Here is a 22,362-nt window from a genome sequence, read left to right on the forward strand (position 1 = left end):
TGGCACGCTAGGTCGGGGGTCCGGCTTTTGCCAGTCACAAGTTGCGTGAACTGCGTGATGTGTCACACCAAAACATCTTCGGCTTCGGTCCGGGTCAGATTCAGCCCGGCGCGCGGTTTGATCTGGGTGGCGTGCCAACTGACCGGAGGCAGGGCGCGGGCGCGGCGGCGGGTCAGGGTCCAGCGGCGGGCCTCGCCCTGATGGTTCGCGGCCATGTGCCAGCGGGTCTCGACCCCCTGCGCGCCACCGTCGCCGGGCGTCAGCAGCAGCCCCAGCGGCGCCCGCCCCATCGTGCCACCCTGTTCAGCAGCCAGATGCATGCGCCGCACCGGCGTCAGCCCTGGTGCGCCCGGCAGGTCGCCGATGATCAGCGGAATGGCCCCGCTGCGCAGCGCCTCTTCCATGCACCACAGCAGGTCTTCGGCGCGGGTGGGGCGGACGAACAGGAACCGGGCAGGATCGGCAAAGGGCATCATCCCGTCCGGGTTCAATTGGCCGGACTCCCACGCTGGGGAAATCCACAGCACCGGCCCCTGCGCCTGACCGGCCAACCACATGGCAAAGCTGCGCCGGGCGGGGCCGCAGGCCTCGTGCACGCGGGCCAGTTGCAGAGTGATCTGAGGGTGTAGGGTCAGCCCCGGCGCCTCACGCGCAGGTTTGCGGCCAAGAAGGTTTGTAGACATGCCCGCAGCCTAGCATGTTCTTATTTTGTTCTCAATTCGGAAATGCCGCCGCAGACCCTTTAACGAGACAGGATCAGACGGCCATCCGCGAACTGGATATTCGAAAAGCGATGCAGATAATCCATGCCCAGCAGCGATTGGCGCAAATCGCCTTCGTTGACCCAGGCCGAGACGTTGTGATCGGTGATCGGCCCCAGCTCAAGGCTATCCAGCCGAACGGGTGCGGTGCGGACCTCTCCATTCGCGGTCGAGGCGCGGCCGAGATAGTTCAGTTGGTCAGGGTCAATACCAATGCGTCGGGCGTCCTGATCGCTCAGCACGATCTGGCTGGCACCGGTGTCGACAAGAAAGGTTATCGGCTCTCCGTTCACCACAACGGGCAGGTAATAATGGCCGTCACGTGCCCGAGGCACCGCGATCGTTTCGCCAGTGACAGTCATCTGCGGGGCAGGGCCAACGGTTGACCGGATGTCTTCCCACAGTCCGACAACGGCAATGGCACCGACGAAAATGAACACCCAGGCCATCGCCTGTTGCATGGTCTTGTTCAGAGACTGACGGTTCTGCGAGACGAACCACGCCACCACCGCCGCACCAAGCACGGCCAGATATACCAAACGTCCAATGCTGTCGCCGTCCATGCCGTACCCCTTACCACGCTTACTTTAATCTATATGGGGATTTACGACGCAAAACCAAAGGCCTTGAGCCCGTCCAAAATAAACTGAACCGACAGCGCCGCCAGCAGCATACCCAGCAGCCGGGTCAACACATTCAGCCCGGTTTTGCCCAATACACGTGCCACCGCCCCAGATGTCAGATACATCACAAAGACCATTGCCAACACGATCAGCATTACTCCGACGACCACGGCCAAGCCCTGAATACCGGGCTGCTGACCTGCCAGCAGGATCATGGTCGCAATCGAGCCGGGGCCAGCGATCAGTGGAATACCCAGCGGAAATACCGATGGATCCGGATGTTCCTCTTCCTCGGCACTGTTTTCCCGACGTTTGGTGCGGCGTTCAAACAGCATGTCGAGCGCGGTCAGAAACAACAGAACGCCCCCCGCGACGCGAAACGCTTCCATCGAGATGCCTACAAACCCCAGAAGGGCCTCACCGAAGGCGGCGAAGGCGGCCAAAATCACACCTGCTGTCAAACAGGCCCTGATCGCGATTGAGCGACGGGTGTGCCAGTCCATGCCCTGGGTCAACGCCACAAAGATAGGCGTTTGGGCCGGCGGGTCGAGGACCACGAAAAGCGTCGTGAATGCGGTGATAAGGAATGCGCTGTCTATCATGCTGCTGTTTCTGCCTGTTCAAGTCGTTCGGCGGCTGCCACCCACAAAGTCTCGGCCTTTTTCATGGCTTCAACCACTTCGGCAAATTTCCGATTCCAGGTTTCCAGATCGTTGATGCGGTCGTCTTCGTACAATGCTGGATCTGCTAGTTTTGCGGACAGTTTCTCATGCATGTCCGTCAGCTTTTCAATCCGGTCCTCGCATTTGCGCAGATCGGCGCGCAGGGCCTGCATCGTATCACGCGAAGGGCGTTTGGGTTTCGCTGCCTTGGGTTTCTCTTTGACCGGTTTGTCACGGGCCAGCAGCATGGCGCGATAAGCCTCAAGGTCTCCGTCAAAGGGTTTGACCGTTCCGTCCGAGACCAGCCACAGCCGGTCAGCAACCAGTGACAGTAGATGCATATCGTGGCTGACCAGAACGACTGCGCCGGAGTATTCAGTCAGCGCCTCGACCAGCGCCTCGCGGCTTTCGATATCCAGGTGGTTGGTCGGTTCGTCCAAGATTAGCATATGAGGCGCTTCGATGGTTGCGATCAGCAACGACAAGCGGGCCTTTTGACCGCCCGAAAGGCGCCCAACCAGCGTTTCCGCCTGATCCGCGTTCAGCCCGAACCCGGCCAGACGCGAGCGCCACTTGCCCGGTGCCTCATCTGGGCGCATACGGCGCAGGTGGTCCAGCGGTGTTTCGTCCACGTGCAGCTCATCCACCTGATGCTGTGCGAAATACCCGATGCGGAGTTTGTTGCTGCGGGTCATCTTCCCCGCCATCAGGGGCAGGCGGTCGGATAGCAGCTTGGATAGCGTCGATTTACCCTGACCGTTTTTACCTAACAACGCGATGCGGTCGTCCTGATCAATGCGCAAGTTCAGACGGCGCAGCACTTCGGTTTCGCCATAGCCAGTCACACCGCCTTCGATCTGGATGATCGGGGGGGATAGTTCCTCGGGCTCAGGGAATGAAAACGCCCGCAAAGCGGCCTCTTGTGGGGTCGAGACCAGCTGGATGCGTTCGATCATCTTCAGGCGCGACTGGGCCTGAACGGCTTTCGATGCTTTGTACCGAAACCTGTCCACGAAGCTCTGCAGGTGAGCGATGCGGGCCTTGGCCTTGGCGTTCTCAGATTCCGCCTGGGCCAGTCGCTCCGCCCGGCGTTCAGCGAATTTGTCATAAGGCACCGCGTAGTAGGTCAGTTTGCGGTCTTCCAGATGCAGGATCGAGCCCACCGCACGGTTCAGCAACCCGCGGTCGTGGCTGATGATGATCACCGTATGCGGATATTTCGCCAGATAGCTTTCCAGCCACAGTGCGCCTTCGAGGTCCAGATAGTTGGTCGGTTCGTCTAGCAGCAATAGGTCGGGCTGCGAAAACAACACCGCCGCCAGTGCCACACGCATCCGCCAACCGCCCGAGAAATCGGAACAGGGGCGCAATTGATCTCCGTCATCGAATCCCAGACCCTTGAGGATCGAGGCCGCGCGGGATTCGGCAGACCACGCGTCGATATCCGCCAGCCGGGTTTGAATCTCGGCAATGCGTGCGGGGTCTTCGGCGCTGTCGGCCTCGGCCATTAGGGCGCTGCGTTCGGTGTCGGCGGCCAGTACCGTGTTGATCAGCGACACGTCGGACGAGGGGACCTCTTGCGCCACGCCGCCGATCCGTGCGCGTTTCGGCAACACGATATTGCCCGATTCCAGCGCCAACTCGCCCCGGATCAAGCGGAACAGAGTGGTCTTGCCAGTGCCGTTACGCCCCACCAGACCAACCTTGTGGCCATCGGGAATGGTGGCGCTGGCACCGTCAAACAGGGGGCGGCCTTCGACCGCATAGGTGATGTCTTCGATCCGTAACATGGGCCGCTCATAACAGAGCATGTCAGACGCCGCCAGCGGGTTGGCATGTTCATCGGTCAGCCTATGTGCTAGCGCTGGTCCGGTTGGATTTTGACGGTTTTAACATGCGCGCGGCTTCTTCGCCTCCCTCTCTGGTCACTTTGGTGTTCGCCACGGCGATTTCCGTGTTGACGTTGAATATGTTCCTGCCGTCGCTGGCCCGAATGGCCGGGGATTTTCAGGTCGACTATGCATTGGTGAACCTGTCGGTGGCCGGATATCTGGCGGTGTCTGCAGTATTGCAACTGATCATGGGGCCGCTGTCCGACCGATTTGGTCGCAGGCCCGTTTTGCTGATCTGTATGTCGGTCTTTGTTGTGGCCTCGGTTGGTTGCGTTTTGGCTGAATCAATCTGGGCCTTTCTGGGCTTTCGTCTGTTGCAGGCGGCTGTGGTTGCCGGGCCTGTGCTGTCGAGCGCCGCAATCCGGGACATGTACCCGCCGAACGAGGCCGCCAGCAAACTGGGCTATGTGGCCATGGCGATGGCGCTGGCCCCGATGCTTGGGCCAATGCTAGGCGGTGCGCTGGACGGCCTGTTCGGCTGGCGGGCAGGCTTTGTTCTGTACTCGGCGCTGGGAGCGGGGATGCTGCTGTTGTTGTGGGTCGATATGGGTGAGACCAATACCAACCGTTCTTCAACCTTCGCGGCGCAGTTGCGTGAATACCCCCACCTTTTTCGTGCTCGCCGGTTCTGGGGTTATGCCTTGTGTGCGTCCTTTTCGATCGGTGGGTTCTACAGTTTCATCACCGGAGCTCCATTGGTGGCGGCGGCATGGTTCGATCTAAGCCCCGCGATGTTGGGATTGGGGATCGGCATCATCACCGGTGGCTTCATGGTGGGGAATTTCATCACGGGTCGGATCGCCGCCAGAACACCACTGACAACCATGATCCTGATCGGACGCATCGTCGCGTCGACTGGGCCACTTTTGGGTCTTCTGCTGTTTCTTGCGGATCTGGGCTCGGTCTGGGTGTTTTTCGGGTCTGCCATTTTTGTTGGCTTTGGCAACGGATTGACCAACGCCAATGCCTCGGCCGGTCTGATGTCTGTCCGGCCCAAACTGGCAGGCAGCGCCGCTGGCTTGTCAGGTGCGATGATCGTGGCGCTTGGGGCGGTACTGACCTCGCTGACCGGGTTATGGGTCAGCCCCGACAACGGGCCGTTTCTGGTTTTGGGTATGATGTGGGCCTGCAGCTCTGCCGGACTGTTGGCCGTGGTTTATGTGCGCTGGGTTGACCGTCAGGACCCACTGCCCGAGACGATCTGAGCCGCTGCGCATCATAGTCCTTTTCATATCAGACAGACCGTGCTACGCGGCGCGCGATGGATTTCGGCGCGACCCTGCGCCTTATGTTAAGGAGAGGCCGACATGGCACTGGAACGCACATTCTCGATCATCAAACCTGATGCAACCCGCCGCAACCTGACTGGCAAGATCAACGCCAAGTTCGAAGAAGCCGGCCTGCGCATCGTTGCGCAAAAGCGCATCCACATGACCAAAGCTCAGGCTGGCAAGTTCTATGACGTGCATGCCGAGCGTCCGTTCTATGACGAACTGTGCGAATTCATGTCGTCGGCTCCGGTTGTTGTTCAGGTTCTGGAAGGCGAAGGCGCCATTGCAAAGAACCGCGAAGTCATGGGCGCAACCAACCCTGCAGACGCAGCCCCCGGCACCATCCGCGCCGAGTTTGCTGAATCGGTTGGTGAAAACTCGGTCCACGGTTCGGACGCTCCGGAAACTGCAGCGGTTGAAATCGCTTACTTCTTCTCGGGCATCGAACTGGTCGGCTAAGCCGCCGTCAGATCGGATTCTTGAGCCGCTCCCGTTTACGGGTGCGGCTCTTTTTTTTCGGCTTGAGGTCGTCGGCAGACACCCGCACACCGATTGCATCCAGATCCGAGATCATCTGGGTTTCAGGCATCGCGGTGACGCTGGCCTTAATGGCATCGAACCGCTGCCGCAGGGCCTTTTTCTCATCGCCCTTGCAATCGTTCCACGGGCGGCCCTGCAACCCCATGACCAGCACGTAATAGCCGATGAAATGCGGCTTGGTTCCTGTCTGCAAAAGCCGGGAATAGGCTTTATCGGGACCTAATTCGCGCAATTCCCGTGCCGAATGAATACCTGCACGGGCGCAGGCTTGTTCGTAAGCCGGGCCGAGGTTGCGGATTGAGGAGATAGGGTCGGACATGCGCTACTTTTAGCGGGGTGTTTAGGGGCTGTCGACCTGACGCACGGTCAGTAAGACATCAAGCTTGCCAGACGGAATAGTATGCGATTTCATGGCACCATGCTGTCATGAGGGTGCCGATGTTCAAGAACCGGGAGACCGCTAAGAGACACGGCAAGAACCCGCGCTGGCAGTTCGATGGCACGGCACTACGAAGCCTTGATGCCTTGAAAACGAGGCGCGGGTGATGGGGCGGAAACGCAGGGTGTTCGTCCATTCAGGCAAGTTCGATCAGGACGAATTCTCAGGATTAGTTAATGGGTTGACGATCGCGTTTGAACCGCTTTCCGCTGCCCGCTCCTTTGACCTGCTAGACAGCCATGATCAGTCGCTACGGGCCAAAGGCCGGTTATTGATCGAAACAGGCGGCTCGTTGCAGCTGCTGAACGACAGGGACTTTTTGATTCAGGATGGCGGCGGCACAGGCATGTTCGTACAGGACTTGCCGGATGGACCTGTCCGCGCGGCGTTGAAAGATTTCCCAAAGTTGCGCGCGCTTATGTGTATCGGCTCTGGCACCATCAAAGGCAGCACTTTTGCCGTATTGGACGATCTGCAAAAAACACAAGTTCGCGGCCGCGCCCTGACTTTGGGCACACACCACGGGCAGGTGACGATCCTGACCGTTCAACCCCTGCGCGGGTATAAACGCGCCTTTCAAAAGGTCTGTTCGGCGCTAGAGGAATTGGCGGCTGGCGCGTCAGGTGCAGAGGTGGTCATGCAAGGCCTTTTTGCAGATTTCCCTGCCTACAATGCCAAACCCGATATCGAGTTGGGCAAACAGGAACCCTCGATCGAAGTGGCGGTGGATATCATCCGCACCTATCTGGAGGTCGCGCGCAAGAACGAGGCGGGAATTGTCGCGGATATAGACACGGAATTTTTGCATGATTATCGCGTCTCGCTCAGGCGCGTGCGGTCCGTGCTGAGCCTGTTCAAAGGCGTGTTTTCGCCAGAGCAGACAAGCGCACTAAAACGCGAATTCTCGGACCTGATGGCGTCTACCGGGCGGGTGCGAGATTTGGATGTCTACCTTCTGGAAAAAGACATTTACTTCAATCTGATTCCGTCCAACCTTCATCCCGGTATCGAGGCGATGTTCGTGAAGTTTGAACAAGAGCGCAACCGCGAACTCGCTGTGCTGAGTCGGCGTTTGCGTAGTGCCGCCTATGGCAGACAGATGAAGCAACTTCTAGCACTTTTTGCTGATACTAAACGGTTGGAACCCGGACCCAACGCCGAGCGCAAAGCTTATGACTATGCCCGTTCGTTGATCTGGAAACGCTACCGAAAAGTATGCAAGCTTGCCCGTGGGATTACCCCGAAAACTCCAGACGAGGTGGTGCATGAGCTGCGTATAGATTGCAAGAAGCTGCGCTATCTGATGGAGTTCTTTGCGCCTTTGTTCGACAAGCGTGATTTCAAAATGCTCATTAAGCCATTGAAAAAAATGCAAGATAATTTGGGTTTGTTCAATGACTATTCGGTACAACAAGAGGCGCTGCTTAACTTTGTTTCCACTCAAAGTGATGTCCGGAATCGGACAAGTACGCCGCTTGCCATGGCCGTCGGAGGGTTGATCGCCGTACTCGATCAGCGCCAAAAAGCTGAACGCGACCACGTGATTGCCAATTTTCGGCATTTCGATAGCCCCGAGATTCAGAACCTGTTCCGAGCCCTGTTTCGCCAAAAGGAGGATTGACTGGTGCAGATCATTGCCTGCTACAGCAACAAGGGCGGTGTGGGTAAAACCGCAACCTCGGTAAACCTGGCCTATGCCTATGCGCAAGCAGGGTACACCGTGTTGTTGTGCGACCTTGATCCGCAGGGTGCGGCGGGGTTCTATTTTCGGGTAAAACCTTCAAAAAAGTTGACCGACGCGCGGTTTTTCGAGGATGTTTCCCGGTTCACCAAATCTATCAAGGCCAGTGATTTCGAAGGGCTGGACGTGTTGCCAGCGAACCTGACCTTCCGCGACTTTGACGTGTTCCTATCGCGTATGCGAAACAAGCGATCCCGGTTGAAAAAGGCTCTGGCCGCTGCCGGCAGTGACTACGACGTGATCATTCTGGATTGCCCCCCGAACTTTTCGACCCTCTCCGAGAACGTTTTTAAAGCGGCGGATCAGATCGTGGTGCCGGTTATTCCGACCACTTTGTCCGAGCGAACGCTTGCGCAGTTGGTGGCCTTCTTTGACCAGCAAAAGCTGCCCAAGAAGAAGATTAGAGCGTTCTTTTCGATGGTGGAGCGGCGCAAAACCTTGCACCTGGAAACGATGGAGAAGATGCGTAAACATTACAAAAAGCGGTTCCTGCAAACCGAAATACCTTTTGCCGCCGATATCGAACGTATGGGCCAAAACCGCGCCCCGGTCAGTATCTTTGCTGGACGCAGTGACGCCAGCGCCGCCTATCAATCGTTGTTCAATGAATTGGAAAACGGAGTGATTTTAGGCAAATGAGCATGGAAATTGAACGCAAGTTTTTGGTCGCAGACCTGCCGGGCCTCAGCGGCGCAGAGAAAGCTGTCGTGCGGCAGGGATATTTGACAGCGCCCGACGATTCCACCGAACTGCGGCTGCGTCAAAAGAATGACCGGTTCTTCCTAACCCTCAAAGGTGGCGGCTCGATGGTGCGGGTCGAGCGTGAGGCTGAAATTACGGCCGAGCAATTCGAAACGTTCTGGCCGGAAACTGATGGGCGCCGGGTGGAAAAGGAACGTTTCACAGGCCAGTTGTCCGACGGGCGCACGTTCGAGTTGGACGTGTTTCAGGGCGATCTGGCCCCTCTGAAATTGGTCGAGGTGGAATTTGAGACCGAAGCCGAGGCTATGGCCTACACTCCGCCGGATTGGTTCGGAGAGGATGTTACCGCTGATAAACGCTATAAAAACAAGACAATGGCAATCAACGGCGTGCCCACTTAGGGTTTGCGCGCCAATTTGATTTTCGCTTCAAGCCCCGGATTGCAATTGCTGGCTTCAAACGCGCCGCCATGCATGTGGGAAATCGCAGCGACAAGGGCCAGGCCCAGACCGGCATTCCGCTCGGTTCGGGCCGGGTCCAGTGTGACAAACGGCATTTGCAGGCGCGGCAGGTCTTCTTGCGGAACGCCGGGACCACGATCGCGAACGCTCAGATTTGAATAGACACCATCTTCGGACAGGTGGATCGTGACAGTGGTGTCCTGCGGCGCATAGCGCATCGCGTTTTCCAGCAGGTTCGAAAGGGCCTGGGACAACAGCGGGCGATGCCCCGGTATTGGCGCTGCTGTGCCCGTGACCTCAAGCTGGATACCCTGATCGACTGCCACGGGATCGTAAAGCTCCACTACATCCGCCACCAGTTGCTGCAGATCGACCGGTTCGAATTGTTCCCGACCAACACCAGCTTCGGCGCGTGAGATTTCGGTCAGTTGCCCCAATACTCGCAACACATGGTCGATTTCCACACTGGCCCGCGCGATATCAATCTCGCGCTCTTGATCCGTTTTCGAAGGGTCAGACAGCGTTTCAACTCGTTGCTTCAACCGCGACAGGGGCGAGCGCAGATCGTGGGCGATTGAGTTTGACGTTGTACGTAGATTGCTAACCAGTTCCTCAATCCGGTCCAGCATGGTGTTGAGCGTCCCGGATACCTGATCGAATTCGTCCCCAGTGCCGCGCAGGGGCATGCGCCGGGTTAGGTCGCCCGATACGATGTTCTCTGCCGTGTTGGCGATATCGGACAAGCGAGAAAAGACCAGGCGGGTGAATAGCCAACCGGTGAGTACACTCAGCGCCAGGGCAATTGCCAGCGCGATGCCGACCGACCGCAGCAGAACCCGGTCGAATTGCTGCCGCGCCAGTGCGTCGCGTCCTACCAGCAGGCGTTCACCGCCGGGCAGGCGAACCGAGGCGGCCGAGACGGGCACCAATTCATCATTTTCGGCCCGGCGCAGTTCCAGATCGACCCAGCCGCTTCCGGCTGCGATATTCTCGGGCCATTGTTTAAGGTTGCCAGCCAGATTGACGCCAAAGCGATCGGTCAGAAGATATAACGCATCGCGGTCTGCGGCGGTTGGAAGACGCCGCTCTATCGCCCGCATCAACCCGATCAGGCCTCGGCGTTCGTATTCATCTGCCAATCCGGTCAGCTCTGCCGACACGACCGAGCGTGTCTCGCTTTCGATGCTGCGGTTCGCCGTTACATAGACCAACGCCAGCACGGTCGCGGTCAGCAAGGTACTGAGGACCATGCTGGCCAGTACGAGGCGTGTGCGTGAATTGTTAAAGGAAAGTCGCAGGTTATCCATCAGATATCATGTAACCGGCGCCCCGGACGGTTTCAATCAACGGCGGCTCGCCGCCTTCGTCCAGTTGACGCCGCAGTTTCGAGATATGGACATCGACCACATTGGTATTGGGGTCGAAGTGATAGTCCCAAACCCCCTCAAGCAGCATGGTGCGCGATACCACGCGGTTCTTCCGGCGCAGGAAAAATTCGAGGATCTGAAACTCACGCGGGGTGAGGGTGATCTCGCGCCCGTTGCGGGTAACCTTGCGGGTCAGCAGGTCCATCTCAAGGTCGCGGCAAGTCAGGGTCGGGCTTTCCTCGGCCTCTTGCGGTCGGCGCAGAAGGGCCTCGATCCGGGCGTGCAATTCCTGGAACGAGAACGGTTTGACCAGATAGTCATCCGCTCCGGCACGCAGCCCTTTGACACGTTCATCAACGGCGCTCATGGCGGTCAGCATCAGAACCGGCGTTTTAACGCCCGCCGCACGCATCGATTTGATCAGCGACAGGCCATCCAAACCCGGCAACATGCGGTCCAGAACAACCGCGTCAAACCCGCCGTCGGTGGCATGGTAAAGACCTTCCCGGCCGTCCTCGGCCTGCTCGATGACATAACCTTCTTCGCCAAATCCCTTGGCGATGAACTCTCGGGTATCTTCATCATCTTCCACGATCAGCAAGCGACGGCTCATGATGCGAGTTCCTTTCTACCGGGATTTAAACACAATTTTTGGGCAAAGCACATGGGTTGGCTAATCAATCTGCCGGGTGCGGTGTATCGCACCCGGCAGTCCCGGCGGTTTGCGGACAATTCAAACCACCGAGGAGGCGCCCGCCAGATTTCCCCATCACGTGGCGCGCGCTGGTGTCAGATCAGGCGATTTCCACCGCTACAAAGATCTGGTTTCCACCGCGATTGATAAGAACAAGCGCGGGGTCGGTTTTTTCGCTGTCCAGAGCGGCCTTCAACGCGTCCGGTGTTGCGGTTTCCTGGCCGCCCAGTTTCACGATCACATCGCCCCGTTGCAGACCGGCTTTGGCTGCCGGGCTATCGGGTTTCAGGTCAGTGACGATCACACCATCGACATTTTCAGCCACACCCATCTCGGCGCGGTTGGTGTCGGTCAGCGGTGCAATAGTTACACCCAAAGCAGTGCCAGAGACGGTTTCGTCCACTGACTTATCAATCTGGGCCGATGCGCTTTGATGCTGGCCGACGGTCAACTCGATCTGTTGTTCCTTGCCATCGCGCAGAACGGTCAGAACGCTGTCAGTGCCCACTTTGGTGGTGCCGACAAGGACCGGAAGATCGCTGCTGGAATCGACCACTTCATCGTTGAAGGTCAGAATGACATCACCCTGTTGCAGAACGCCCTCGGCCGGGCTGTCGGCAACAACGTCCGCAACCAGCGCGCCGGTTGAGCTATCGATGCCCATGGCTGCCGCAAGCTCGGGGCTGACATTCTGGATCGACACACCCAGCCAACCCCGGCTGACCTGGCCGTCATCGCGCAGGTCGGCCGCGATGTGTTCCACAATGTTCGATGTCACCGCAAACCCCAGACCCACTGAGCCACCGGTGGGCGAGTAGATCGCCGAGTTTACGCCGACGACTTCACCTTCCATGTTGAACAGCGGGCCACCCGAGTTGCCTTTGTTGATGGCTGCGTCGGTCTGAATGAACTCAGCATATGGTCCTTGCGAGATGTTGCGCCCTTTGGCCGATACGATACCGGTCGTCACGGTTGAATGCAGCCCGAACGGGTTGCCGATGGCTACGACGTCTTCGCCCACGCGGATGCCGTCGCTGTCACCCAGTTCAACCGCCTGCAGGGTTTCATCTGTGTCGATCTTCAGAACTGCGATGTCGGTCAGCGGGTCGGTGCCAATAACCTCGGCGTCAAACGTACGGTCGTCCGACATGCGAACCGTTACGGACTCGGCATTGTCTACGACATGGTGATTGGTAACGATGTAACCCGCTTCATCCAAAACGAAACCCGAACCCAGACCTTGTGCCGGTCCACGCTGCGGGGCGTTAAACCCTTCGGGCGCGCCGAAGCGTTTGAAAAATTCTCCGAACGGGTGTTGGTCAAAGTCAAACTCCTGTCCCTGCGTGGGAACCGGTGTGGCACCTTGTTCGGCGATGATGGTGACGACCGAGGGCGATACATTTTCAACAAGATCGGCCAGTGCTTCGTCGGCCATCGAGGGCAGGGCGGTGGTCGCCAGCAATGCGGCGCTCAGTGCGCCAGCGCCAACCCAACTGGCTGTCCCGGGCAAAAGAAGTGAGGATTTGCGGATGCTCATTTTTATCTCCTGTTTATATCACGCGGGTGCGGCCGCGCGTTGAAACAGGAGATGCGCCTTCACTCTGTGTGTTTCCTGAGCGAATTGTTAAGATATCTTAATTTTGCCACAAATTAGCGGTTCTATCGCGACGTACGAGGATTGGAGTCGGAGGATTTGTGCGAATCACTGAGCGCGAATCGGTGGATTGTTGCCGGTTTGGACGCCAAAGCGCGAAAAAGGTTGAATTGAATCAAAATCGTTAACAAGTCAGCCGTCGCAAACTCCGATTTTCAGGTGATACCGTCTTGGTTGTGTCGACCTTCAAGTGTTAATGCGGTTATCGAAAACAATTTATAACATTTAGACCAGATAGCACATTAGGTTTATGCTTAATGGTGAAATGTGGTGTTTCGAGCAAAAATGTCACTCATCTTAAGGTTGAATCGCCTTTAATAAATGTTGCGGAAAAACCATCCTGATATCGGCAAAATTAACCGTTCTTTCCAATTTTACGTTGTTTGAATCCAACGGATGGGTGACGATGAATGTGCCCAAGCGAGGGGGAGCCAAAGGCACTAGGGGGTGCCCAAGGCTTGTCACAGTCACTGGAAACGCTGAGCGGCATGTTAACGAGGGGGTCTTGTTTAGGTTCGGCGGCGGAATAGCCAGAGTGTCGACAGACATTATTGGCCGCGTTTCCGGGATTGATGAAAAGTGGTAGTCCTGTTTTGGGTACCGGCCCGGTCGTTATCGACCGGGCCGATTTACTTTCAGACCTGTCGATTTTAGATGGTCCGCTTTGCGCGCCATGCCGCCCAATCCGCGGGCGTGTCCAAATCCAGCAATGCGTGTTGGGCGGGCAGGGCGTGCAGATGCACCTTGTCCGCATGCGCGCGCACCACGGATTGCGCACCTTCGTCTCCTGTCAGACGGCTGAGCTGATCAAACAGGCTGCGATCAAAGATGACCGGATGACCTGGTTTGCCGTCCTCTGTGGCGCCGCGCCATATCAGGTTGTCCGGGTGGGCCTGGACCGTGGATAGCACTGCAAGCAAATCTTCGGTTGTGATGTCCGGCAAATCTGCCAGCAAGATCATTGCGCCGCTCGCTTCGGGAGACACGTGCGCAAGTGCGCCGCGCAGGCTGGCATTCATACCTTCTTGGGCATCCGGAATTTCGACCTGATGCAGATCCAATCCATCAAGGGCTTGGTATCGGAGATGCGGGGCGGAGGGCAATGCAACGATGACTGGTGCCGCTAGCCCGGCAATCAATGCCGCGCGACGTAGCAAGGGTTGGCCGTCGATGATCTGCAACAGCTTGTCCTGGCCGCCCATGCGGCTGGATTGCCCAGCGGCCAATAGAATTATGGGTATTTGTGTCATACCGCCACCATGCCGCCGCAACAGGGCAGAGTCATCCCCGCATGCGCGCGCCATCTGCGTCAAATAGTGGTTCCGAGATCACCCTAGCCTTACACAGTTGACCAAGGATTTCGATTTCAACCTGCAATCCGTCAGTCACCCGGTCCACGGGCAAGAACCCCATAGCAACCGACTTTTGGGCATGGTGCGAGTATCCGCCAGACGTGCAGAAGCCAACAACCATACCGTCCAACCAGATCGGTTCATATGCATTCACATCGGCGTCGTCGGCGTCCACCTCAAATGCCACCAATTTGCGCGCCGGGCCCTGCGATCGGTCTTGCTCGGCGGCAGTTCGGCCGATGAAATCGGCGTTTTTCGAGAATGATATGAACCGATCCAGACCTGTTTCCGCGGCGGTATAGTCAGGTGAGAATTCCCTCATCCATGAGCCAAAGAACTTGTCCAGACGCAGGCTCATCATCGCACGCATTCCAAACGGCACCATCCCGTGCGGTTGCCCAGCCTGCCATAGAACCCACCAGAGCTGTCTTTGTGCCATCGGATCGCAATAAATCTCGTACCCCAGATCGCCGGTATAGCTGACCCGCTGCACGATACAGTCGGTCATGCCAACGGTCATACGCCGCACGTCTAGAAAGCTGAGGTCCGAAACACTGTCGCGGGTGCAGGCGTCCAGGACTTGCTTTGCTTTTGGACCTGCGATCTGAAACCCGTTCAACCGGTCGCTGATGTTATCTATTTGTACGCCGTCCTGCTGATGTGTCAGGAACCAGCGCATGTGGAACGCCTGACTGCCGTATGACGCAGTCAGTTGAAATTCGCCTTCAGCCAGGCACGAAACGGTAAAGTCCCCGATCAGTTTTCCCCTGGGTGATAGCATCGGGGTCAGAGACACTCGGCCAGGTTGTGGAATGCGCCCGGCCATAATCCGATCCAGCCACGCGCGGGCCGTAGGGCCGGTAATGCGGTACTTGCCGAAATTGTGGACCTCGTTGATGCCGACACTGTTGCGAACGGCGCGCACTTCGCGCCCCGTCGCGTCAAACGCGTCCGAGCGACGGAATGAGGGAGTTTCATAGCCCGGCTCGTCCCCTTGGGCGAAATAGTTCGGGACTTCCAATCCGTATTGCTGACCCCAGACAGCGCCCAGATCGCTGAAAATATCGTACATCGGGGTTGTTCGGTTCGGGCGCGCGGCGGGCAGTTCCTCATTCGGGTAGGCGACGCTGAAGCGTTTCTGATAATTTTCGATCACTTTCGGGCGGGTGTACCCGGGGCTGATCCAATCTCCGAACCGGGCGACGTCCATCGCAAAGACATCACGTTCCGGTTCGCCCTCGATCATCCATTGCGCCAGCGTCAGGCCAACTCCGCCACCTTGGCTGAATCCGGCCATCACGCCGCAGGCTGACCAGTAGTTGCGCATCCCCGGTACCGGCCCGACCAGAGGGTTCCCGTCCGGTGCAAAGGTAAACGGTCCGTGGATCACCGATTTCACCCCGGCTTCGGCCAGAACAGGAAAGCGACGATAGGCGAATTCGATACTATCGGTGATCTTGTCATAATCGTCTGGCAGCAGTTCATGCCCGAACTCCCACGGTGTGCCGTCGACGGCCCACGGCTTGCAGGGCTGTTCATAGAACCCGATGCACAGCCCGCGCCCTTCTTGCCGCAGATAACTTTCCCCGGCTGGATCCATGACATGCGGGTGTTCTCCGCCAGCGTCGATGATCGCTTCGATCTGCTGAATCGAATCTGTCACCAGATACTGATGTTCCATTGGGTGCAGCGGGAAGTAGACACCGGCCATCGCGCCAACCTCGCGCGCCCAGAGGCCACCGGCGTTGACTACATGTTCGGCGTGAATGGTGCCCTTGTCGGTGACCACATCCCAGGTGCCATCGGGGCGCTGGTTGGTCTCGCGCACCATGCAATGCGTTTCGATTGTGGCCCCACCCATCCGAGCTGCCTTGGCATAAGCATGAGTGGTGCCCGATGGGTCCAGATGCCCGTCCAGCGGATCATACAGCGCACCGATGATGCCGTCTGTATTGGTGATGGGCGCGATCATCTTGATCTCGTCCGGCCCGACGATCTCGGTCTCCAATCCCATGAACCGATGCTTGGCGCGCTCGGCCAGTAACATGTCGAACCGGTCCTGGTTGTCGGCTAAAGTCACGCCTCCTACGTGGTGCAAACCGCAAGACATACCGGTGATCTCTTCCAGCTCTTTATACAGGCGGATTGTGTACCCCTGCAGCGCGGCCATGTTGGTGTCACCGTTCAACGTGTGGAACCCGCCCGCCGCGTGCCAGGTTGAGCCGCTGGTGAGTTCTGAGCGTTCCAGCAGCATGACGTCGGACCACCCCAGTTTGGTCAGGTGGTACAGCACGGAACAACCGACGACGCCACCGCCAATAACTGCTACGCGGGTTTCAAGTTTCATGAAGGCCTCCGTCAGTGTTTTTGTCAGTCTGATCAGTGGGGATCAGGATGCAATTCCGAATGCGACAAAACGTGTCGCCGCAGCAAATCGCATCTGCGGAAAACATCCGCTAAAGGGTGTCGCGGTTCTGTTACGGAATCGATCTACCAGGCGTCCGGGAAGGAACCTGTGTAACTACTCTACAAGGACATAAGATGAGCAAGTTTGATCCCCAACCCCAAGCGCTGAGCCGCCGAGAATTCATGGCCAAAGCCGCGGCACTTGGCCTGACAGCCACTGCTGCGAACCTGATCTGGGCCGAGGCCGGTCTGGCCGAGACGCCCCAAAAAGGGGGCCATTTCGTTTTGGGGCTGACGGGTGGTGAAAGCACCAACTCGCTGGACCCGGCGCTGTCGGCGTCGCATGTGACGGCCAAGGCGTTGCGGGCCTATGGAAACACCCTGACCGTGGTGACTACTGATGGTGGGATCGCACCCAGCCTGGCGGAAAGCTGGGAAGCGAATGAGGACGGTAAGGTCTGGACTTTCCTGATCCGCAAAGGCGTCGAATTCCACAATGGCAAGACACTGACGCCTGAAGATGTACAGCAGACCCTGGCGCGCCACTCGAACGAAGATTCGCAGTCGGGTGCTTTGGGCATCATGCGCGGGATCGAGGATGTGCGGGTCGACGGTGACTATGTGGTGATCACGCTGACCACACCCAACGCAGACCTGCCGTATCTGATGTCGGATTATCATCTGGTCATGCAGCCGGGTGGCGGGATCGATAACCCCGGCGATGGGGTTTCGACCGGTGCTTACAAGGTGACCGCAGATGAACCTGGAGTGCGCTATGCGTTCGAGAAGTTCGCCAACCACTGGGATGAAAGCGTTGGCCATTATGACAGCCACGAAATCCTTGTTCTGAACGATGACACTGCACGTTCGGCAGCATTGCAGGCCGGTCAGGTACACGCCATTAACGTGGTGCCACCGCGTACCGCCAAGCTGTTTGGCCGCGCGCCGGGTGTCACCATCAACGCGACCTCGGGCCGGGGGCATTACATCTTTGTCATGCACACCGACACCGCGCCGTTTGACAACAAAGACCTGCGTCTGGCGTTGAAATACGCCATCAATCGCGAGGAGCTGGTCGACAAGGTTCTGCGTGGTTTTGGCTCGGTCGGGAACGATATTCCGATCAACGAAGCCTATCCGCTGTTCGATGCGTCGATGGAGCAGCGCCAGTTCGATCTGGCCAAGGCAGCTGAGCATTACAAAGCGTCGGGTCATGACGGCTCGCCCATCGTTCTGCATGTGTCTGACGCCGCGTTTGCCGGTGCACTTGACGCGGCGCAATTGTTCCAGCTGTCGGCACAAGCGGCTGGTATCCCGCTTGAGATTCAGCGTGAGCCGGCGGACGGCTATTGGTCGGAAGTCTGGAACAACAAACCGTTCTGTGCATCCTACTGGGGTGGGCGTCCGGTGCAGGATCAGATGTGGTCGGTTGGCTATCTGTCGACCGCAGACTGGAACGACACCAACTTTAAGAACGAAGAGTTCGACGCGCTGGTATTGAAAGCCCGTGCTGAGCTGGACGCAACCAAGCGCAAAGACATCTACGCCCAGATGGCGCGCATCGTCTGGGAAGAGGGCGGTCTGATCAACCCGATGTTCAATCAGTTCATCGACGGATATTCGGACAAGGTGACGGGTTGGTCCGCACATGCGAACGGTGACCTGATGGATGGCTATGTCGCCAGCCGTACCTGGTTCGCGTAACCCCGGAAATGAAACCGGCGCCCGATGGTGGGCGCCGGTTTTTTCTTTAGCCGAGTTATAGCGGTCGGATTTTCAACTCGGTCACCCGGTTGCCGTCCTTCGCGGTGACTTCGAACCGAAACCCGTGGAATGAGAAGACCTGACCTACCACCGGGATCATCTGTGCCTCATGTATGACAAGCCCGGCGACTGTGTTGGCCTCATCATCCGGCAATGACCAGTCCATCGCGCGGTTCGCGTCGCGGATTGTCATTGCGCCTTCGACCAGAAACTGCCCGTCTTCGGTGCGGGTTACCGGAACGTCTTCTTCGATATCGAACTCGTCGGCGATTTCCCCCACGATTTCTTCCAGGATATCTTCCAGCGTGATCAAACCGCGCAATGATCCGTATTCGTCGACCACCAGTGCAAAATGGCTGTGCATCCGCAGGAATTCCCGCATTTGGTCGTCCAGCGTCGTGGTTTCCGGCACAAAGTACGGGTCGTTTGCCACTTTGGAGATATCGAATTCTTTTAGCCGGTTGGTGTCACTTTCACTGGCACCTGCATGGGCATACATGGCGCGAAACAGGTCCTTAGCGTGAACGACTCCCACAATGTTCTCCGGCTCATCCCGGAAAACGGGCAGACGGGTGTGCGGGCTTTTCAGACATTGTTGCAGAATGGCCTCGGGCGCGTCGTCGGCATCGATCATCTCGATGTTCGAGCGGTGAAGCATGATCTCTTCCACCGTCCGATCACCCAGATCCAGCGCGCCAAGGATGCGGTCGCGGTCTTCTTTTTCTACCACACCTTCGGAATGGCCTAGCTGCAGCGCGCCCGCGATTTCTTCGCGTACGGCAAGAATGTTGCTGTCCGGGTCGATCCGAACACCGAACAAACGCAAGACACCGCGCACCAGCAGGCGTACGGCTGCGACCATGGGTGAGAAAACCGTCACCACAATACTGATGATCGGCGCGACCAATGCTGCCGCTTTTTCCGCGTTGGTAATGGCATAGGTCTTGGGTAGAACTTCGGCGAAAACCAGTACCAGCAAAGTCATGACAAGCGTTGCCAGCGCCACGCCGCTTTCGCCAAACAACCGAGTGAACAAGGCCGTGGCCAGCGAGGCGGCAAGGATATTCACAAGGTTATTGCCCAGCAGGACCGAGCCGATCAGCCGTTCATTGTCATCGGTGATGTCCAGCGCCTTTTGCGCCCCGCGTGAGCCTTTGTCGGCCTGCGCCCGCAACTTGCCGCGTGAAGATGCGGTCAATGCCGTTTCAGAACCCGAGAAAAAGCCCGACAGGACGAGCAAAAGCAGAATGGCGCCTGTGGTAAACCAGAATGCGCCGTCGATCAGAGAAGAAGAGGGTTCCATTGGTCCTTGGTTGTTGGTGTTGCTGCATCCGTTATGGGGGTGCGCCCCCTGCGGATCAAGGGGTTAGCCCTTGTTGTCGGGGTCTTTCGCCAGTGGGTGATGCTCTAACACCAGCTCGGCCAGACGTTCGTCGAGAACATGAGTGTAAATCTCGGTGGTCGCCACATCCGCGTGCCCCAGCAGGGTCTGGATCGACCGCAAATCGGCACCGTTGGCCAGTAGATGCGTCGCAAATGCGTGGCGCAGCGTGTGCGGCGTGACTTTTTCCGGTGACACGCCGCCCTGAACGGCCAATTCCTTGACCAGCAGAAAGAACATATGCCGAGTTAGATGCCCGGATTTGCCGCGTGAGGGGAACAGGAACTTGGATCGCTGGCCGCCATCGGCAACCACTTGATCCTCGGCTTCATCCCGCACCTTTAGCCAGACCGCCAGTGCGTCACGTGCAGGCGGAGATAGGGGTACCATCCGCTCTTTTCCGCCTTTGCCCAGCACCAGCAACATGCGCGGATCGCCGCGGGCTGACGACACAGGTAATGAGACCAGTTCGGTCACCCGCATACCGGTGGCATAGAGAACTTCCATCAGGCAGGTATTCCGCACCCGGTCTGCCTTAGTGCGCCCGGTCTGGCGGGCGGCTTGCAGCAGCCGGTCCACCTCGGGCACGTCCAGCGTTTTGGGCAGGCGTTTTTGGCGTCCGGGCCCTTTGATCTGAATGGCGGGGTTGGCGTCGCGCCAGCCTTCCTCGAACGCGAAACGGTAGATTTGTTTGATCGCTGACAATCGTCGGGCCCGGGTGGACTGCGCCAGACCTTGGGTGTCGCAGTCGATCAGATATGCCTCGATCTGATCCCGCTCTGCCTCGGCAAAGTTGGTTTTGCGGCGCTGCAGCCAGGCGGCGAAATCCTTTAGGTCGCGGCCATAGGCCAACAGGGTATTGTTGGCTGCCCCAAGCTCGGCCGCCTGCGCTTGCAGGAAGGAGGAAATCCAAAGCTCAGAAGTTGCCGGGGACGCCATGATCATGTGCCCTGCAGGATCAAAAGGTTCAGGGCCGCACGCCGCGCCGTATCCTCAAGGCCCACCTGGCGTAGGGTCGCAATGGCAGCCGTCAGATCGACCAGATTGCCCCTGGCGCCATGAGCAAACATTTCCATCGTTTCAAGAATAGCTTCGCCCAGCTGGTTGTTGTTCAGCATCGCCTGAATGTCCGATGGGATCGGCGCCGCCCAGGCAAAGCCTTGAGCCACCGCATCGGCCAAAGGTGAAGGGCTGCGCGCACGCCCCGGATCACCTTGCGCCAAAGCGGTTAGAAAAAGCGCATCTTCTGATTTGTCCGGCGGAGACTCGGCTGCGGTTTCATAGAGATCGGACAGCAGCAGGATACGCCACCGCAGGTTTTCGGCTTTGTCATCCGGCAGAGAGACTTGTGACAGGCGACCAGCAAATAAATCGGCGAAGGGAACCTCAAGCCCGACACTGCGCATCTGGACCCACACAAGGGGCAATGCCATGGCGATGGCTTCGAGTTTACCGGTTTCCAGCGCGTTTTCGAATTTCTGAATGGCTGACACCCGGTCCCAGACCGCACCTGACGCCGCCGGGGCACGCTCGGTATACAAGCCCAATAGCTGGTTAGGGGTCAGCGCACCAATCCGCGTCAGGCGTTCGGCCGCTTCGATCTGGGCTTTCCAGCCCGCCACATCGCGCAGGTCGGCGTTGGCAAAAGCCCGCGGCAGAGGGGCCGAGGGCAAACGTTCGCCAATCGCTTCAAACAATCGAAAAGTCAGCGGATCGGGATTGTCGGGCTGGGGAAGGTAATCGGCATCCTCAAACAGCTCGGGGCTCAGGAAGCGGTCCAGCACATCCAGATCCTCGGGGGGCAGGACTTGCAGCGCATGGGCCGCCTCAAGCGTTAGCGCGGCAGAGTTCCAATCGCCTCGGCGCGCCTTGCAAAAAATCTGGGCTGCATAATCCAGCGATAGGTGCGGTTGCGCGATGAGCGCTGTGCAGCTGCGATCCTCATCCCCGGTCAGTAGCGTTGCATCAAACCAGCGCTGAAACCGCGCGCGGCTGTCGGTGGGTCCGGCCAGTTGCACCAGCGATTGCGTCGGATCGGCGGCACCCAACTGCATCAAGCGGTCGAGGCGAGCTAACAAGAGGGTTTCCTCCGCACTCGGCCCGGCAGGGGCCCGCGCTTCGGACAATAGCAGAGTGAATAACAGCCGCTGCATTGCTGGGTTGTACTTAACAGGAACCCGAGCGATCAGCTGCGCCAACCGGTCGGGATCACTGTTCTGCCATAGGCTCACAGGCAGGCCCGTTACAGAGGACGACACCAACCCCAGCGGTTGCGACAGCGCCTCAAGCGGTGTGACTTCGACATCCGGCCGCACACCGGTCTGTGTCACGGGCGGTTCCAGCAAAACGGTTCCCGGCAGGTTTTCTGGCGGGTTGCTCAACCAATCAATGACAGAAAGAGGTTCCTGCTGCGCTTGCGCCGAACCGGCCAAACACAGTGCGAGCACTGCGGCCTTATTCGACATTCAGGATTACCGGCTCTCGTATCTCGTCTTGCGGCGCCGAGAAATCCGCACCGAAAAACGGCCCAAGATAGGCATATGCCACCAGCCCGATAAAACCCAGGCAAATCAGATATAACAGGAACTTGATTAGACGGCCCATTGCTCAACGCTGCCCCAATTTTCTCTTTTGTCATAGTTATAGCTAGCA

20 protein-coding genes are annotated in these 22,362 nt (G+C 58.1%); 6 read left to right on the forward strand and 14 right to left on the reverse strand.

Annotated elements, in window-relative coordinates; translation table 11 throughout:
• Positions 1–62: 62 nt before the first annotated feature.
• The 4 genes from ACR0B8_RS03505 to ACR0B8_RS03520 are packed head-to-tail and all read right to left on the reverse strand — an operon-like array spanning position 63 to position 3,836.
• Positions 63–683, reverse strand: a complete 621-nt coding sequence (locus tag ACR0B8_RS03505) for an ImuA family protein (RefSeq protein WP_170348447.1) — start codon at positions 681–683, stop codon at positions 63–65.
• 59 nt (positions 684–742) lie between these two features.
• Entirely contained in the window at positions 743–1,324 is a 582-nt protein-coding gene (locus ACR0B8_RS03510) for a retropepsin-like aspartic protease family protein (protein ID WP_170348448.1), read from the reverse strand.
• Positions 1,325–1,365: 41 nt separating this feature from the next.
• The gene (locus tag ACR0B8_RS03515) at positions 1,366–1,986 is read right to left on the reverse strand and encodes a MarC family protein (RefSeq protein ID WP_480657732.1); all 621 of its coding nucleotides are present in this window, start codon (positions 1,984–1,986) and stop codon (positions 1,366–1,368) included.
• Positions 1,983–3,836, reverse strand: a complete 1,854-nt coding sequence (locus ACR0B8_RS03520) for an ABC-F family ATP-binding cassette domain-containing protein (protein ID WP_480657730.1) — start codon at positions 3,834–3,836, stop codon at positions 1,983–1,985. Before ACR0B8_RS03520 ends, ACR0B8_RS03515 begins: the two co-directional genes overlap by 4 nt.
• Positions 3,837–3,940: 104 nt before the next feature.
• On the opposite strand from ACR0B8_RS03520, the gene ACR0B8_RS03525 reads away from it, so the two are divergent.
• Positions 3,941–5,143, forward strand: a complete 1,203-nt coding sequence (locus ACR0B8_RS03525) for a multidrug effflux MFS transporter (protein ID WP_170348451.1) — start codon at positions 3,941–3,943, stop codon at positions 5,141–5,143.
• A 102-nt stretch (positions 5,144–5,245) separates the two neighbouring features.
• Positions 5,246–5,668, forward strand: coding sequence for a nucleoside-diphosphate kinase (gene ndk / locus ACR0B8_RS03530; protein WP_008757405.1), 423 nt, complete (start codon positions 5,246–5,248; stop codon positions 5,666–5,668).
• Between the two features lie 7 nt (positions 5,669–5,675).
• Here ndk and ACR0B8_RS03535 read toward each other — a convergent pair whose 3' ends face one another.
• The gene (locus ACR0B8_RS03535) at positions 5,676–6,068 is read right to left on the reverse strand and encodes a TfoX/Sxy family protein (protein ID WP_170358087.1); all 393 of its coding nucleotides are present in this window, start codon (positions 6,066–6,068) and stop codon (positions 5,676–5,678) included.
• A 244-nt stretch (positions 6,069–6,312) separates the two neighbouring features.
• Here ACR0B8_RS03535 and ACR0B8_RS03540 point away from each other — a divergent pair, with 244 nt between their 5' ends.
• Genes ACR0B8_RS03540 through ACR0B8_RS03550 form a run of 3 tightly spaced genes read left to right on the forward strand, consistent with a single transcriptional unit; the run spans position 6,313 to position 9,032 of the window.
• Positions 6,313–7,809, forward strand: coding sequence for a CHAD domain-containing protein (locus tag ACR0B8_RS03540; protein WP_226688556.1), 1,497 nt, complete (start codon positions 6,313–6,315; stop codon positions 7,807–7,809).
• A 3-nt stretch (positions 7,810–7,812) separates the two neighbouring features.
• On the forward strand, positions 7,813–8,568 hold the full coding sequence (locus ACR0B8_RS03545) for a ParA family protein (protein ID WP_226688555.1): 756 nt from the start codon (positions 7,813–7,815) through the stop codon (positions 8,566–8,568).
• Entirely contained in the window at positions 8,565–9,032 is a 468-nt protein-coding gene (locus tag ACR0B8_RS03550; protein WP_170358093.1) for a CYTH domain-containing protein, read from the forward strand. The genes ACR0B8_RS03545 and ACR0B8_RS03550 overlap by 4 nt, the downstream gene beginning before the upstream one ends.
• On the opposite strand, the gene ACR0B8_RS03555 is transcribed toward ACR0B8_RS03550, so the two are convergent.
• The 5 genes from ACR0B8_RS03555 to ACR0B8_RS03575 form a co-directional block, all read right to left on the reverse strand.
• Positions 9,029–10,399, reverse strand: coding sequence for a sensor histidine kinase (locus ACR0B8_RS03555; RefSeq protein ID WP_226688554.1), 1,371 nt, complete (start codon positions 10,397–10,399; stop codon positions 9,029–9,031). The genes ACR0B8_RS03550 and ACR0B8_RS03555 overlap by 4 nt on opposite strands.
• Positions 10,392–11,072: a response regulator transcription factor gene (locus tag ACR0B8_RS03560; RefSeq protein ID WP_480657727.1), complete on the reverse strand. Its 681-nt coding sequence runs from the start codon at positions 11,070–11,072 to the stop codon at positions 10,392–10,394. Before ACR0B8_RS03560 ends, ACR0B8_RS03555 begins: the two co-directional genes overlap by 8 nt.
• A gap of 181 nt (positions 11,073–11,253) precedes the next feature.
• Positions 11,254–12,690, reverse strand: coding sequence for a DegQ family serine endoprotease (locus tag ACR0B8_RS03565; protein ID WP_170374973.1), 1,437 nt, complete (start codon positions 12,688–12,690; stop codon positions 11,254–11,256).
• 767 nt (positions 12,691–13,457) lie between these two features.
• The gene (locus ACR0B8_RS03570) at positions 13,458–14,057 is read right to left on the reverse strand and encodes a nucleotidyltransferase family protein (protein WP_226688553.1); all 600 of its coding nucleotides are present in this window, start codon (positions 14,055–14,057) and stop codon (positions 13,458–13,460) included.
• A gap of 31 nt (positions 14,058–14,088) precedes the next feature.
• Positions 14,089–16,506: a GcvT family protein gene (locus ACR0B8_RS03575; RefSeq protein ID WP_480657725.1), complete on the reverse strand. Its 2,418-nt coding sequence runs from the start codon at positions 16,504–16,506 to the stop codon at positions 14,089–14,091.
• A gap of 194 nt (positions 16,507–16,700) precedes the next feature.
• Here ACR0B8_RS03575 and ACR0B8_RS03580 point away from each other — a divergent pair, with 194 nt between their 5' ends.
• Complete coding sequence (locus ACR0B8_RS03580; protein ID WP_480657723.1) at positions 16,701–18,269, forward strand: ABC transporter substrate-binding protein; 1,569 nt, start codon at positions 16,701–16,703, stop codon at positions 18,267–18,269.
• A 55-nt stretch (positions 18,270–18,324) separates the two neighbouring features.
• On the opposite strand, the gene ACR0B8_RS03585 is transcribed toward ACR0B8_RS03580, so the two are convergent.
• From ACR0B8_RS03585 to ACR0B8_RS03600, 4 genes are all read right to left on the reverse strand, one after another.
• Complete coding sequence (locus tag ACR0B8_RS03585) at positions 18,325–19,632, reverse strand: HlyC/CorC family transporter (protein WP_170358106.1); 1,308 nt, start codon at positions 19,630–19,632, stop codon at positions 18,325–18,327.
• A gap of 63 nt (positions 19,633–19,695) precedes the next feature.
• Positions 19,696–20,649: a tyrosine recombinase gene (locus tag ACR0B8_RS03590; protein ID WP_170358108.1), complete on the reverse strand. Its 954-nt coding sequence runs from the start codon at positions 20,647–20,649 to the stop codon at positions 19,696–19,698.
• 2 nt (positions 20,650–20,651) lie between these two features.
• The gene (locus tag ACR0B8_RS03595) at positions 20,652–22,175 is read right to left on the reverse strand and encodes a hypothetical protein (protein ID WP_226688551.1); all 1,524 of its coding nucleotides are present in this window, start codon (positions 22,173–22,175) and stop codon (positions 20,652–20,654) included.
• Positions 22,165–22,314 carry a hypothetical protein gene (locus ACR0B8_RS03600; RefSeq protein ID WP_170348465.1) on the reverse strand — a complete coding sequence of 50 codons (150 nt, stop codon included), beginning with the start codon at positions 22,312–22,314 and terminating at the stop codon, positions 22,165–22,167. The genes ACR0B8_RS03595 and ACR0B8_RS03600 overlap by 11 nt, the downstream gene beginning before the upstream one ends.
• Positions 22,315–22,362: the final 48 nt, after the last annotated feature.

Source organism: Ruegeria sp. BH6 (assembly GCF_056538105.1).